The sequence below is a fragment of the Caballeronia sp. ATUFL_F1_KS39 genome (assembly GCF_023630985.1).
GTDB classification, from domain to species: domain Bacteria; phylum Pseudomonadota; class Gammaproteobacteria; order Burkholderiales; family Burkholderiaceae; genus Caballeronia; species Caballeronia zhejiangensis.
Genome location: NZ_JALQDZ010000001.1, coordinates 75,033 through 87,866 on the forward strand (window position 1 = coordinate 75,033; position 12,834 = coordinate 87,866).

The window sequence follows — 12,834 nt, forward strand, 5'->3', positions numbered from 1 at the left end:
GGGGGAACGGAGTTGATGAACAAGACACGCGTCAAGGCGACGCTGGCCCAGGCCACGCTGATGGTGGGCATGTTGTCGGGAGTTGCATTGACGTTGCAGGGCTGCGCGCTCGCGGTCGTCGGCGCGGCGGCCGGCGGCACGTTGATCGCCACGGATCGCCGCACGCTCGGCGCGCAGACCGAAGATCGCGAGATTCAGGTGAAGGCGCTTTCGCGGATCAACGAGAACGTGCCCGATACGTCGCATGTCAACGTGACCGTGTTCAACCGGCGCGTGTTGCTGACGGGCGAAGTGCCGGACGACGCATCGAAGGCGAAGGCCGAGGCGGTGGTGCGCGACATCAATAACGTCGGCAGCATCGTCAACGAGCTGTCGGTGCAGGGCGCGAGTTCGTACTCATCGCGCGCGAACGATTCCTACCTTGAAGGACGCGTGAAGACTGCGATGGTCGGCGAGAAGGACTTGCACGCGAACGACTACAAGGTGGTGTGCGAGCGCAGTGTCGTTTATCTGATGGGGCTCGTCACGCCGGACGAAGGCGCGCATGGCGCGGATGTCGCCGCGCGCGTGCCGGGCGTCGAGCAGGTCGTGAAGGTGTTCCAGTACATCAAGCCTGAAGAGGCGCAAGCGCTGGAAGCGGCGGCCGCGTCGGGGACGAGCGTGGCGCCGGCGGCAAGCGCGCCGGCTGAGGCGACGGTTGGCACGGTGCCTGATTCGGGCGTGACGTCGCGTCCGCTCGATACGCAATCGCCCGCGCCCGTGAAGAACTCGGATGTGCGTCCGGGGAATGCCAATCCGGCTTCGACGGTGAAATGAACATGATGCGTTCGATTGTCGGCGCGGTGATCGTTGCCGCGTCTTTTGGTGTGTCTGCTGCGGAGCAGACGGGTTCATCCGCGAATGCGATGGCGATCGCGCGCAGCAACGCGTGCATGGGTTGTCATGCGATCGATCGCAAGCTTGTGGGGCCGTCGTTTCAACAGGTCGCCGAGAAGTACAAGGGCGATCCGCAGGCGAGCACGATGCTTGAAAAGAAGGTGAAGAACGGCGGCGCGGGGGTGTGGGGCTCGATTCCGATGCCTTCGCACCCGAAGATGAACGACGCGGATATCAAGACGGTCGTGTCTTGGATTCTGGCGGGGGCGCCGCAGAAGTGAGTGTTGATTGAAGTCGTCTGAAGGCTTGCCTGACGGCGATTTTGCTGTGGTACAATTTTGATTCGTTGGGGGGGTAGCTCAGCTGGGAGAGCGTCGCGTTCGCAATGCGAAGGTCGGGAGTTCGATCCTCCTCCTCTCCACCACGAATCCAAAGGGCCTGTCTCAAACCCCAGGCCCTTTCCCATTTCTGCACCCATCTGCACTTCCTCAACCGGCTAAACTGATCGCCATACAAAACATGCGAGGCCCGCATGCACTTCGAAATCCGCGAAATCGACCACGTCGTCATCCGCTGCGCCGATCTCGACCGCATGGTGGACTTCTATCGCGTCGTATTAGGTTGTCCGGTCGAGAAGGAGCAGCGCGATATCGGCCTCGTGCAGATGCGCGCGGGCCGTTCGCTGATCGATCTGCTGGCCGTCGGCGCGAAAATCGATCGGCCGGAGAGCGGTCAGCCCGGCGCGGGTCGCAATATGGATCATCTGTGCGTGCGCGTCGAACGGTTCGATGCCGACACGTTACGCGCGCATCTCGAAAAGCATGGCGCGCGCATCGGTGAAGAGGCGCGACGATACGGCGCCGAAGGCTTCGGCCCGTCGCTCTATTTCTTCGATCCGGAAGGCAACATGATCGAGTTCAAAGGTCGGCCCGACGTCTGATGTTCAGGCCGCGCCGTCCTTCAAAACGTTCCAGCGGATCGCGACGGCGTCGGCAGTCTCGCTGCCTAGCGTGACGTCGCCGTCCTGCACCATCATCTGCAAACGCATCGTCCGTTCGGCCAGCTTGCCGAGCGCTTCTGCGATGCCATCCGCGAGCGACCAGACCGTCACGTTCTGCAACCGTTCGACCTTGCCCTTCACGCCGTTCCACCAGATATCCGCGGTCTTTCCCGCATACGCGATCACGATCACGCGCTCCGAGCGGCCACTCGCCTTCGCGATGCGCCGTTCGTCCGGCTGGCCGACTTCGATCCACGTCTGGATCTGTCCGGTGAGATCCTTTTGCCATAGATCGGGCTCATCCGTGTCGGACAAGCCTCTGCAGAATTCGAGACGCTCGTCGGCGAGCATGCCGAACGCGGCGACGCGCACCATCATCCGTTCGTCCGTCTCCGAGGGATGGCGCGCAATGGTCAGGGAATGATCGCCGTAGTAGTGGCGATCCATGTCGGCAATTTGCAGGTCTGCCTTGTAGATCGTGGATTTGAGAGCCATTTAGCATCGGACGCCGGTCTTTCGGCCAGCGGAAACGAATTGTCGAGATGGCGCGAGCGTTTGCGCGCCAAACCGACATTGTGCGGGGAATCGAAGCAAATTTGGAAGACGCCGACGCGCACGATCGTGCTTCGATCGCGGCGGAATGGATCGATGGCCTGTTGCCGACGATTAATTCACGGATAAATCCCGCTTCCGGCGCAATTCAATAATCGCGCCGGATCGTCGGCTGGATATTCTGCGAGGAACCGCTTATTGATCGATGAAACGATCCGCGGTCCACATACCTTGCGTGTCGCTATTTGAGGCGTTGACGAATTCGATGTCATGGCCCACCACGCGAATCACGCGAAAATGCGAATCGACCGGAGTCGAAATGCATTCGAAACCCTCGAAGAACTGCTGCATCTTCTGATGCTCGCCGGCTTTCGCGTGTTGATCGGCCGAATCGAACTTGTCCTTGGATAAGCAGCCATACGAGTTTGGCCTGAAAGTGAACGTCTGCTGAGGCTGAATAACGCCGTCCTGGGCTTGCGCTGCGGAAACGGTTGCAAACAAACCCATCATCGCGAAGAGAATACCGACGCGTCTTTTCATGTATAGCCCCCAAACGAAACCGTTTCGAAATTAGCTATGTATTTAAAAGCGGCTGACCGCAAAACTCATGCTAGTTGAGCGAGGCAAACTTGCAAGCATATGTTATGTGCGACCGCAACACGTCAGAATGTCGCAGGCGCTTTTCATGTGAAGCGGTGATTGAAATCCAGATAAAAATCGCGAAACGAAGCGCGAAAGGAAATGAAAGCTCGCTCGTATGCCGGAAGGACTGCGACAATTTGCCTCCCGCGCGCGCGTGGTGCGTTGCATTAGACGCCCGTGAGACTAATCCAACACATAACGACCGATGCGCTCTGCGCGCGTCAAGATGGCCAATCGGCCTATTGCAAGCGTTCGGCGTTCATGGATAAATCGACGCATCGAACTCTGGAGATCAAGCATGACCCTTGCCCAATGGCTGCCGTTCGCGATCGCGTCGGCGATCCTCGTCGCGATTCCCGGCCCGACCGTGCTGCTCGTCGTGTCCTACGCGCTCGGCCACGGCCGCAAGTACGCATTCGCGACGACCATCGGCGTCGCGCTCGGCGACCTTACCGCGATGACCGCATCGATGCTCGGCCTCGGCGTGGTGCTGGCGGCATCGGCTGAATTGTTCATGGTCGTGAAGTGGATCGGCGCGGCGTATCTCGTGTACCTCGGCATCAAGCTTTGGCGCGCGCCGGTGGTCGATACGGACGCGGTCCAGCCTACCGGCGAACTGCGCACGAGCCGAATCATGGCCCACGCGTACGCCGTCACGACGTTGAACCCGAAGAGCATCATTTTCTTTGTCGCGTTCGTGCCGCAATTCGTCGATCCCCACGCGGCGAGCGTGTCGCAGATCGCGATTCTCGAAGCAACCTTCGTCGGACTGGCGGCCGCCAACGCGTTCGCCTACGCGCTGCTCGCGTCCGGCGCGCGCAAGGCGATCCGCAAGGCTTCCGTGCAGCGCGCGGTGAACCGCACCGGCGGCGCGCTCCTGATGGGCGCGGGCATTTTCGCCGCGGCATGGAAAAAAGCAGCATGAGTCAGCCGGACGATTGGACCGCAAGCGCGCGGCGCGTGTATTTCGGCCTGCTCGACGACTGGAACAGGCAGGACGCGGCCGCGATGGCGGCGCGCTTCACGGAGCGCGGCAGTCTTGTCGGTTTCGACGGCAGCGCCATCGACGGGCGCGCCTGCATCGAGGCGCATCTTCAGCCGATTTTCGCCCAGCATCCGACGCCGCGTTTCGTCGCGAAGGTGCGCGAGGTGAGGCGCATGGCGAACGGGCAGACGTTGCTGCTGCGTGCCGTCGCGGGCATGTGGCCGCGCGGCGCGACGGCGCTCGAGCCGAGTCTGAGCGCGGTTCAGACGATGGTGCTGTCGCTTTGCGATGGCGTGTACCGGATCGAGATGTTCCAGAACACGCCTGCCGCGTTTCACGGACGGCCGGAAGAAAGCGAAAAGCTCAGCGTGGAATTGCGCGAGCTCGGCAAACCGGCGGGCGCGTAGTTATTTGGACGTCTACTTTCCGATGCAGAAGCGGCTGAAAATCACGCCGAGCAAGTCATCGGAAGTGAATTCGCCCGTGATCGCGTTGAGATCGTCTTGCGCGAGCCGCAGTTCTTCCGCGAAAAGATCGAGCACTTGCGACTGTTGATCGGCATGTCCGGCGGCGAGCGCGAGATGTTCCCGCGCCTCGCGCAGCGCGATCAGATGACGCTCGCGGGCGAGATACACGCTCTCTGCGCCCGCTTGCCAGCCCGCGATCTTCAGCAGCTCGTCGCGCAGCAGCGAAATGCCATCGCCGGTTTTCGCCGACAGATTGACTTCGCGCGCGTGACCTTCCGCATCGCGCACAGATGACGGCGCGCCCGCGAGGTCTGTCTTGTTCATCACTCGCACGACGGGCACGCCAGCCGGAAAGCGCGCCGCGATGGCCTGATCTTCCGGCGTCACGCCTTCGCGCGCATCGAGCAGATGCAGCACGACATCAGCGCGCTCGATTTCGCCCCACGTGCGCTCGATGCCAATGCGCTCCACCTCGTCCTGCGTCTCGCGCAGCCCCGCCGTGTCGATGATGTGCAGCGGAATGCCTTCGACCTGAATCGTCTGCGCGACCTTGTCGCGCGTCGTTCCGGCAATCGGCGTGACGATCGCCAGTTCCGCGCCCGCGAGCGCATTCAGCAGCGACGACTTGCCCACGTTCGGCTGGCCCGCGAGCACGACCGACAAACCCTCGCGCAAAAGCGCGCCCTGACGCGCGTCGGCGAGAACCGTGTCGAGCCGCTCGCGGATGCGCGCGAGCTTCCCGCGCGCGTCCGCGGCTTCGAGAAAGTCGATCTCTTCCTCGGGAAAATCCAGCGTCGCTTCGACGAGCATGCGCAGCGTGATCACGTCTTCGACCAGCGCATGGATCTCGCGCGAGAACGCGCCTTCCAGCGAACGCCCGGCCGAGCGCGCGGCGGCTTCGGTGCTCGCTTCGATCAGATCGGCGACGGCCTCCGCCTGCGCCAGATCGAGCTTGTCGTTGAGAAACGCGCGTCGCGTGAATTCACCCGGCTCGGCGAGCCGCAGGCCGAAATCGCGGCCGGCTTCGATCGCCCGTTGCAGGACGAGTTGCAGCACGATCGGGCCGCCGTGTCCTTGCAACTCCAGCACATGCTCGCCGGTGTAGGAGTTGGGCGCGGGGAAATAGAGCGCGATGCCGCGGTCGAGCGCTTCGCCGTTGCCGTCGCTAAACGGCACGTAGCTCGCATGACGCGGCGCGAGCGCCTGGCCGCACAACGCGTGCATCGCCTTTTGCGCGGCGGCCTCGCCTGCGCGACCGAACGACAGCCGCACGACGCCGATCCCGCCACGCCCCGGTGCGGTGGCGATTGCGACGATTGGATCGGTGTCGTTGCTCAGCATGTCGATGCGCAATGTGATGGTTTCAAAGTGCGGGCATTGTATCGCGGCGTCTGATTCCCTTTGTCCAGCGCTGTCGAAAGCGTCCCGTATGAATTATCTTTTTTGAGATAGAGGATCCCAACGAAACGGAAAGCGAAACTTCATGCATTGAAGAACGCAAGCCGCGCAGCGATTGGCGATATGATGCAAGCTCGCTGCCAAACGGCAATCAACAACAACACTTAATCAAGATAAAGAGGCGCAGCCTCGCGCCAAAAGTAGCGCAATTGGTTGACTGGTAAGCAGCGATTGCCTCGCACAATCCAGCCCATGCCTACACCACAAGAAAAGGCCGATTTCTCCGAGCGGCTCAAATTCTCGATGACCCGCGCACCCGAAAAGATGCGCGGAGCGACTGATCTCGCATTGCACTTCAACCTGCGCTATCAAGGCGAGCCCGTTTCGCCGCAGACGGCGCACAAGTGGCTCACCGCGCGTTCGATCCCGACCGCCGACAAGCTGAAGACGCTCGCCGACTGGTTCAAGGTCGACCAGCACTGGCTGCACTACGGGCCGCCGCCGAGCGGCAATCCGCAGGTCACGCCGAAGCCGCTTGCGCGCGACGAGCAATATCCCGCGTCCGAGGAGACGCTCGAACTGGCGACGAAGATCGAAGCGCTGTCGCCGCATCATCGATACTTGCTCGAGGAGCTCGTCGAGCAGTTCTACGGATCGATGAAGCGGTAAATTCCCACTCCACCAAAACAAAACGCCCGGCCAGAGCCGGGCGTTTTCGCATCAGAAGCAGACGCAGCGCTTACGCCGCCTTCTTACTCTTTCCCATCATGCGCGTGATGTAGTACTGCTGCGCGATCGACAGCACGTTGTTCACCACGTAGTACAGCACGAGACCGGCCGGGAAGAAGAAGAACATGACCGAGAACGCGATCGGCATGAACATCATCATCTTGGCCTGAACGGGGTCCGGCGGCGTGGGGTTCAGCTTCGTCTGCAGGAACATCGAGACGGCCATCAGCACCGGCAGGATGAAATACGGGTCTTGCTGCGACAGATCGTGAATCCAGCCGATCCACGGCGCGCCGCGCATTTCCACCGACGACAGCAGCACCCAGTACAGCGAGATGAACACCGGAATCTGCACGACGACCGGCAGACAGCCGCCGAACGGATTGACCTTCTCGGTCTTGTACAGCGACATCAGTTCGGCGTTCATCTTCTGCGGATCGCTCTTGAAGCGCTCGCGGATCTGCTGCATGCGCGGCGTGATTTCCTTCATGCGCGCCATCGACTTGTAGCTCGCCGCCGACAGCGGGAAGAACACGGCCTTGATGAGCAGCGTGAGCAGCACGATCGCCCAGCCCCAGTTGCCGACGTAGCTGTGAATTTTCTCGAGCAGCCAGAAGAGCGGTTTGGCGATGATCGTCACCATGCCGTAATCCTTCACCAGCTCCAGACCCGGCGCGATGCCTTCGAGCATGCGCTCTTCTTCCGGACCGGCGAAGAGACGCGCATCGACGTTCACGGTCTGTCCCGGCGCGATGGTCTGCGCGGGCATCGTCACGCCGACGCGGTACAGGTCCGGGTCGATCTTCTGCACGTAGATGTCGCGCTTCACGCCTTGCTGCGGAATCCACGCGGACGCGAAATAGTGCTGCACCATCGCGATCCAGCCGTTATCCGACGAGGTCTCGAACGTTGCCTTGTTCTTGTCGATGTCGGAGAAGTCGATCTTCTGGAAGTGCTTCTGATCCGTGTAGACCGCCGGCCCGATGAACGTATGCGAGAAGCGCGGCGTCTCGACCGGCGTGTTGTCGCGCACGAGCTCCATGTAGAGCTTCGGCGTGACCGGCGCGGTGCCCACGTTCTCGATTTTCGTATCGACGTTGATCACATAGCTGCCGCGCGTGAACGTGTAGGTCTTGATGACCTTCACGCCACCCTTCGCGGGCGATTCGAACGCGATCTTCAGCGTCTTTTCGTCGCCCGTCAGCGAAGTCTGGCCGGGAACGGGCGTGAAGATGTCGTTGTGATTCGGGAAATCGCCGCCGAGCAGGCCCGTGCGCGCGAGATACGTGTGGTTCGCGGTGTGATCGAACAGCGTGATGTAAAGGTCCGGCTGCTTGCCGTCGCCTTCCTTGACCAGCGAAAGCTTCGAGAGTGTGCCGCCGCGCGTGTCGATTTCACCGGAATACACGTCCGTCGTGAACTTGACGAGCTGCGATTGCGCCGTGGCGGGCGGCGTCGTCGATCCGGGAGCGGCCGTGCCCGCGGGCGCGTTCGGCAGTTCGGACGGCTGCGCGCCGGATGCGGCCGAGCCCGGTGCCGGGTTGCTGGCGGTCTTCGCCGGTTGCGTCGCGCTCGGGAAGAACATCGACGGGCGCCCATGGTCGCGTTGCCAGTTGTCGAACAGCAGGACAACTGACACGAAGAAGATGACCCATAGGACGGTGCGTTTGATATCCATGCGTTGTCTCAGTGTCGATCGGAAAGCGCTTTAGCGCCGTTTGGTGTTGAAAGCTTGTCTTGCCCGGGGCTTGCGGCGTCCGCGCCAGATTCTTGTGCGTTGGGAGGCGGCACGAGATCGACGCCGCCCGCCGAAAGAGGATGGCAGCGGCAAAGCCGCTTCACGGCGAGATACGTGCCATGCGCGGCGCCATGATACTGGATTGCCTCGCGCGCGTAGTCGGAACAGGAAGGATAAAAGCGGCACCGGTTGCCGAGCAGAGGGCTCACAGCAACCTTGTAGAAGCGCAACAACGCGATGAGTGCCGTTTGCATAAGCTTCGCGCCGCGCGCCGGACTTGCCGTGGAGGCGAGTCTGCGCAATCCGCGCTTCATGACCCTGACGGGCCGGATGATTCGTCGACGGCGGGCGCCTCGGGCGGCGCCGCCACGGTTTCGGCCCTGCGGCGCGCGGCTTCGCGCACGGCACGGTCGAACAAAGTTTCCAGCTCGCTGCCGACGAGCGCCCGAAGCGGCGGGGAGCTCGCGCTCGGCATTGCCTTGCGGTCGATCTTCGCGTGCAGCCGCACGAGAATGTCGAATCCGTCCAACTGCGTGCGACGCAGCCGGAACGCATCGCGCGCAAGCCGTTTGATCAGATTGCGCGTGACGGCGCGCGGCGCCTGCTTCTTGCCGATCACCAGCCCGAGCCGCGCTTCCTTTCCGGACGGCTTGCCGTACAGAACGAAATGCGGCGAACGGCGCCAGGGGCGCAAACGAAAAACGGATGAGAACTCATCCGTTTTCAGCAGCCTTGCGGCCTTGGGGAACGCGGCCTGCGCCGGCAACTGAACGATGTCCTGTCTCAAGACTTCTATGCGGCGCGTGAGCGGCTCGCCGTCGAGTGCGACATCCAACCGCGAGCGAACACTCGGCAGACTTAGATGGCCAGGCGCTTGCGGCCCTTCGCGCGGCGAGCGTTGATGACCTTGCGGCCGCCAGCGGTCTTCATGCGAACGCGAAAGCCGTGGGTGCGCTTGCGACGGGTAACGGAAGGTTGGTAAGTACGTTTCATGGTGCTCTCACTTGAGTTGATTGACCGCGCGGGCTAAGGCTCCAGTGTGGTCACTGCAAGCGCGATGGCCGGAGGTTCAGGAATTCTGTTTTCGCGGAACCCGCTATTTAAACCGTTTTCCTATTGACCGTCAATAGTTTAGCGCCACCGAACACGTATTCCTGCTCATTTCCACCGCGTCCGACGTGCTGATTTGACCCTGTGGATAACTCGCGCGCCACCCTCGTTTGGCGTTAGAATCTCGCCTTACTCCCAAATATCCGCCCGCTGCTTCGGCCCGCCGTCCGCCCGCAAACCCTTGCGGCGTAAGCCTCCGGAGCATCCCTGCTCGGCCGTGCCGGGACTTGTCCGAACGTTCGGCAAGCACGGCCCGCAGGTGCGGAGCAAACCATAACGACCGCATTCGATGAACGATTTCTGGGAACACTGTTCCGCACTGCTTGCGCGCGAACTCACGCCGCAGCAGTACGTCACGTGGATCAAGCCGCTGACCCCGGTCGACTTCGATGCCGGCGCGAACACCTTGCGCATCGCCGCTCCCAATCGCTTCAAGCTCGACTGGGTGAAGAGCCAGTTCTCGGGCCGCATCGCCGATGTGGCGCGCGACTTCTTCAGCGCGCCCATCGACGTGCAATTCGTCCTCGATCCGAAAGCGACCGCGCGCAACGCCATCGGCGGCGGACCGAATGCCGCGCCACGTCCGACCGCGAGCGCGCCCGTCGCGCCGCGCGCCCCGGCGCCGGCTGCGGCCGCGCCTCAGGCGCCGACGGTCGTTGCGCATGCGAACGCCACCGCGCACATCAACGCGCTCGCCGCAGAAGCGGCACAGCAGGCGCAAGCCACGCAGGAAGATCAGGCCGATCTCGACCTGCCGAGCCTCGACGCCAACGAAGCCGCTGCCGGCCGACGCACGTGGCGTCCGGGCGGCGCGCCTTCGGCCGCGGGTGAAAACGATTCCGCCTACGAGCGCTCGAAGCTGAATCCGGTGCTGACGTTCGACAACTTCGTCACCGGTAAGGCGAACCAGCTCGCGCGCGCGGCGGCCATTCAGGTCGCGGACAACCCCGGCATTTCGTACAACCCGCTCTTTCTGTATGGCGGCGTGGGTCTCGGCAAGACGCACCTGATTCACGCCATCGGCAATCAGTTGCTGATGGACAAGGCGGGCGCGCGCATCCGCTACATCCACGCTGAACAATACGTGTCCGATGTCGTGAAGGCGTACCAGCGCAAGGCGTTCGACGACTTCAAGCGCTATTACCACTCGCTCGATCTGCTGCTCATCGACGATATTCAGTTCTTCTCCGGCAAGTCGCGCACGCAGGAAGAGTTCTTCTACGCGTTCGAGGCGCTCGTCGCGAACAAGGCGCAGGTCATCATCACGAGCGACACGTATCCGAAGGAAATCTCCGGCATCGACGATCGCCTGATCTCGCGCTTCGACTCCGGTCTCACGGTCGCGATCGAGCCGCCCGAACTGGAAATGCGCGTCGCGATTCTGATGAGGAAGGCGCTGTCGGAAGGCGTGAGCCTGTCGGAGGACGTCGCGTTCTTCGTCGCGAAGCATCTGCGCTCGAACGTGCGCGAGCTCGAAGGCGCGCTGCGCAAGATCCTCGCGTATTCGAAGTTCCATGGCCGCGACATCACGATCGAACTGACCAAGGAAGCGCTCAAAGACCTGCTGACGGTGCAGAACCGGCAGATCTCGGTGGAGAACATCCAGAAGACGGTGGCCGATTTCTACAACATCAAGGTCGCCGACATGTATTCGAAAAAGAGGCCGGCTAACATTGCGCGCCCGCGCCAGATCGCGATGTATCTGGCGAAGGAACTGACGCAGAAGAGCCTGCCCGAGATCGGCGAACTGTTCGGCGGACGCGATCACACGACCGTGCTCCACGCGGTGCGCAAGATCGCGGCCGAGCGCGGCACCGATGCGCAGTTGAACCACGAACTGCACGTGCTCGAACAGACGCTGAAGGGCTAAGCGACCGATCGACGCTTTGCCAGGAACGCACGCGTCATTTATTGCGCCCGGCGGCCTGTTTTTTAACGAAAACGTCCCCATTTTTAGGGAGCGGTTCCGTTTTGAGGCACAATATAGGTTTAGCCGTCCGTGGCCTGGGCGGCATTCGAGCGCAGTTTTCGCGAGTGACCGGCGGGGGGCCGGCAACGCGTGTTACGAGGTTGTCCGTCGGGCAAATCTGGTGGCGAAACCGGCGGACAGGCCGTCACATCAACGAAGGAACTCTATGCAACTGGTCAAGACCGAACGAGATAATCTTCTAAGGCCGCTGCAAACCGTGAGCGGCATCGTAGAACGCCGCCATACGTTGCCGATCCTCGCGAATTTGCTCATCACCAAGAACGGCGCCGATGTGTCGTTCCTCTCGACCGACCTCGAACTCCAGATCACGACGCGCGCCGATTTCGGCGTCGGCAGCGATCAGGTCGCCACGACGGTCGCAGCGCGCAAGCTGCTCGACATTCTGCGCGCGATGCCTTCGGGCGAAGTCGTGCTCGACCTCTCCGACAAGCGTCTCACGGTGCGTTCCGGCAAGAGCCGCTTCGCGCTCCAGACGCTCGCCGCCGACGAATTTCCCACGGTCAACCAGGCTACTGACTTCGGCGCGAGCCTTTCGGTTCCGCAGAAGACGTTCCGCCAGTTGCTCGGCATGGTTTATTTCGCGATGGCCCAGCAGGACATCCGCTACTACCTGAACGGCATGCTGCTCGTGGTGGATGGCGACCAGCTGATGGCGGTCGCGACCGACGGCCACCGTCTCGCGTTCTCGTCGATGAAGATCGAAGGTTCGTTCCCGCGTCAGGAAGTCATCATTCCGCGCAAGACGATTCTCGAGTTGCAGCGCCTGCTCGAAGACATCGACGACTCGTTGAAGATCGACATCGCCGCGACGCAGGTGAAGTTCAGCTTCGGTCAGGTGGAACTGGTGTCGAAGCTCGTCGAGGGCAAGTTCCCCGACTTCCAGCGCGTGATTCCGAAGTCGCACAAGAACACGTTCGAGATCGGCCGCGAAGAGTTGCAGCGCTCGCTGCAGCGCGCGGCGATTCTCACGTCCGACAAGTTCAAGGGCGTGCGCTGCCTCGTCGAGCCGGGCCAGCTCAAGATCATGTCCACGAACGCGGACCAGGAAGAGGCGCAGGAAGAACTGGAAATCGCTTATCAGGGCGATTCCGTCGATATCGGATTCAACGTCACGTATCTGCTCGACGTGCTCGCGAATCTGAAGGTCGACACGCTCAAGGTGAGCCTTGGCGACGCCAATTCCAGCGCGCTCATCACGATTCCCGAGAACGAGGAATTCAAGTATGTGGTGATGCCGATGCGTATCTGACGCACGCAATACCGAGAACACTCCAAGGGGCGGCGCGCCCCTTTGGCGTTTTTAAGGTGTTTTGAAAAGTTCGAGCAGTAATCGCAGCGTTATCGAAG

The 12,834-nt window shown here is 61.9% G+C and carries 15 protein-coding genes and 1 tRNA gene; 9 read left to right on the forward strand and 7 right to left on the reverse strand.

Going from position 1 to position 12,834, the window contains the following annotated elements; genetic code table 11:
• Positions 1 to 15: 15 nt before the first annotated feature.
• The 4 genes from NCR93_RS00375 to NCR93_RS00390 all read left to right on the forward strand — a co-directional run bounded on the left by NCR93_RS00375 (position 16) and on the right by NCR93_RS00390 (position 1,816).
• Complete coding sequence (locus NCR93_RS00375; protein ID WP_008352287.1) at positions 16 to 816, forward strand: BON domain-containing protein; 801 nt, start codon at positions 16 to 18, stop codon at positions 814 to 816.
• Entirely contained in the window at positions 813 to 1,157 is a 345-nt protein-coding gene (locus tag NCR93_RS00380) for a c-type cytochrome (RefSeq protein ID WP_008352285.1), read from the forward strand. The genes NCR93_RS00375 and NCR93_RS00380 overlap by 4 nt, the downstream gene beginning before the upstream one ends.
• Positions 1,158 to 1,224: 67 nt before the next feature.
• Positions 1,225 to 1,300 (forward strand) — tRNA-Ala (locus NCR93_RS00385).
• A 108-nt stretch (positions 1,301 to 1,408) separates the two neighbouring features.
• On the forward strand, positions 1,409 to 1,816 hold the full coding sequence (locus NCR93_RS00390) for a VOC family protein (RefSeq protein ID WP_250532118.1): 408 nt from the start codon (positions 1,409 to 1,411) through the stop codon (positions 1,814 to 1,816).
• A 3-nt stretch (positions 1,817 to 1,819) separates the two neighbouring features.
• Here the strand turns inward: NCR93_RS00390 and NCR93_RS00395 are convergent, their stop codons facing one another.
• Complete coding sequence (locus NCR93_RS00395) at positions 1,820 to 2,371, reverse strand: YaeQ family protein (protein WP_250532119.1); 552 nt, start codon at positions 2,369 to 2,371, stop codon at positions 1,820 to 1,822.
• A 252-nt stretch (positions 2,372 to 2,623) separates the two neighbouring features.
• Positions 2,624 to 2,968 carry a surface attachment protein Sap1 gene (gene sap1, locus NCR93_RS00400; RefSeq protein ID WP_008352233.1) on the reverse strand — a complete coding sequence of 115 codons (345 nt, stop codon included), beginning with the start codon at positions 2,966 to 2,968 and terminating at the stop codon, positions 2,624 to 2,626.
• A gap of 400 nt (positions 2,969 to 3,368) precedes the next feature.
• Between sap1 and NCR93_RS00405 the strand changes: the two genes are divergently transcribed.
• Both NCR93_RS00405 and NCR93_RS00410 read left to right on the forward strand, forming a co-directional pair.
• Complete coding sequence (locus NCR93_RS00405) at positions 3,369 to 3,995, forward strand: LysE family translocator (RefSeq protein WP_239294320.1); 627 nt, start codon at positions 3,369 to 3,371, stop codon at positions 3,993 to 3,995.
• Positions 3,992 to 4,462 carry an SgcJ/EcaC family oxidoreductase gene (locus NCR93_RS00410; RefSeq protein WP_175979695.1) on the forward strand — a complete coding sequence of 157 codons (471 nt, stop codon included), beginning with the start codon at positions 3,992 to 3,994 and terminating at the stop codon, positions 4,460 to 4,462. Before NCR93_RS00405 ends, NCR93_RS00410 begins: the two co-directional genes overlap by 4 nt.
• Positions 4,463 to 4,474: 12 nt before the next feature.
• On the opposite strand, the gene mnmE is transcribed toward NCR93_RS00410, so the two are convergent.
• Positions 4,475 to 5,863 carry a tRNA uridine-5-carboxymethylaminomethyl(34) synthesis GTPase MnmE gene (gene mnmE, locus NCR93_RS00415; protein ID WP_008352230.1) on the reverse strand — a complete coding sequence of 463 codons (1,389 nt, stop codon included), beginning with the start codon at positions 5,861 to 5,863 and terminating at the stop codon, positions 4,475 to 4,477.
• A gap of 309 nt (positions 5,864 to 6,172) precedes the next feature.
• On the opposite strand from mnmE, the gene NCR93_RS00420 reads away from it, so the two are divergent.
• Positions 6,173 to 6,589, forward strand: a complete 417-nt coding sequence (locus NCR93_RS00420; RefSeq protein ID WP_008352229.1) for a transcriptional regulator — start codon at positions 6,173 to 6,175, stop codon at positions 6,587 to 6,589.
• A gap of 70 nt (positions 6,590 to 6,659) precedes the next feature.
• Here the strand turns inward: NCR93_RS00420 and yidC are convergent, their stop codons facing one another.
• From yidC to rpmH, 4 genes are all read right to left on the reverse strand, one after another.
• On the reverse strand, positions 6,660 to 8,327 hold the full coding sequence (yidC, locus tag NCR93_RS00425) for a membrane protein insertase YidC (protein ID WP_008352228.1): 1,668 nt from the start codon (positions 8,325 to 8,327) through the stop codon (positions 6,660 to 6,662).
• Positions 8,328 to 8,335: 8 nt separating this feature from the next.
• Positions 8,336 to 8,641, reverse strand: a complete 306-nt coding sequence (gene yidD / locus NCR93_RS00430) for a membrane protein insertion efficiency factor YidD (protein WP_033536595.1) — start codon at positions 8,639 to 8,641, stop codon at positions 8,336 to 8,338.
• Between the two features lie 56 nt (positions 8,642 to 8,697).
• Positions 8,698 to 9,162 (reverse strand): ribonuclease P protein component, encoded by a 465-nt coding sequence (gene rnpA / locus NCR93_RS00435; RefSeq protein ID WP_308196617.1) that lies wholly within the window; start codon positions 9,160 to 9,162, stop codon positions 8,698 to 8,700.
• Positions 9,163 to 9,245: 83 nt separating this feature from the next.
• Positions 9,246 to 9,380, reverse strand: coding sequence for a 50S ribosomal protein L34 (gene rpmH / locus NCR93_RS00440; RefSeq protein WP_004198824.1), 135 nt, complete (start codon positions 9,378 to 9,380; stop codon positions 9,246 to 9,248).
• A 406-nt stretch (positions 9,381 to 9,786) separates the two neighbouring features.
• Here rpmH and dnaA point away from each other — a divergent pair, with 406 nt between their 5' ends.
• Positions 9,787 to 11,367, forward strand: a complete 1,581-nt coding sequence (gene dnaA, locus NCR93_RS00445) for a chromosomal replication initiator protein DnaA (protein WP_008352222.1) — start codon at positions 9,787 to 9,789, stop codon at positions 11,365 to 11,367.
• A gap of 265 nt (positions 11,368 to 11,632) precedes the next feature.
• Positions 11,633 to 12,736, forward strand: a complete 1,104-nt coding sequence (gene dnaN, locus NCR93_RS00450) for a DNA polymerase III subunit beta (RefSeq protein WP_008352220.1) — start codon at positions 11,633 to 11,635, stop codon at positions 12,734 to 12,736.
• The last annotated feature ends 98 nt before the right edge of the window (positions 12,737 to 12,834 follow it).

Coding starts and splice junctions, on each gene's coding strand:
- NCR93_RS00375 (WP_008352287.1), top strand. CDS start 16: ATGAACAAGACACGCGTCAAGGCGACGCTGGCCCAGGCCACGCTGATG.
- NCR93_RS00410 (WP_175979695.1), top strand. CDS start 3,992: ATGAGTCAGCCGGACGATTGGACCGCAAGCGCGCGGCGCGTGTATTTC.
- rpmH (WP_004198824.1), bottom strand. CDS start 9,380: ATGAAACGTACTTACCAACCTTCCGTTACCCGTCGCAAGCGCACCCAC.
- dnaN (WP_008352220.1), top strand. CDS start 11,633: ATGCAACTGGTCAAGACCGAACGAGATAATCTTCTAAGGCCGCTGCAA.
- sap1 (WP_008352233.1), bottom strand. CDS start 2,968: ATGAAAAGACGCGTCGGTATTCTCTTCGCGATGATGGGTTTGTTTGCA.
- NCR93_RS00380 (WP_008352285.1), top strand. CDS start 813: ATGAACATGATGCGTTCGATTGTCGGCGCGGTGATCGTTGCCGCGTCT.
- NCR93_RS00390 (WP_250532118.1), top strand. CDS start 1,409: ATGCACTTCGAAATCCGCGAAATCGACCACGTCGTCATCCGCTGCGCC.
- yidD (WP_033536595.1), bottom strand. CDS start 8,641: ATGCAAACGGCACTCATCGCGTTGTTGCGCTTCTACAAGGTTGCTGTG.
- NCR93_RS00420 (WP_008352229.1), top strand. CDS start 6,173: ATGCCTACACCACAAGAAAAGGCCGATTTCTCCGAGCGGCTCAAATTC.
- NCR93_RS00395 (WP_250532119.1), bottom strand. CDS start 2,371: ATGGCTCTCAAATCCACGATCTACAAGGCAGACCTGCAAATTGCCGAC.
- dnaA (WP_008352222.1), top strand. CDS start 9,787: ATGAACGATTTCTGGGAACACTGTTCCGCACTGCTTGCGCGCGAACTC.
- mnmE (WP_008352230.1), bottom strand. CDS start 5,863: ATGCTGAGCAACGACACCGATCCAATCGTCGCAATCGCCACCGCACCG.
- yidC (WP_008352228.1), bottom strand. CDS start 8,327: ATGGATATCAAACGCACCGTCCTATGGGTCATCTTCTTCGTGTCAGTT.
- NCR93_RS00405 (WP_239294320.1), top strand. CDS start 3,369: ATGACCCTTGCCCAATGGCTGCCGTTCGCGATCGCGTCGGCGATCCTC.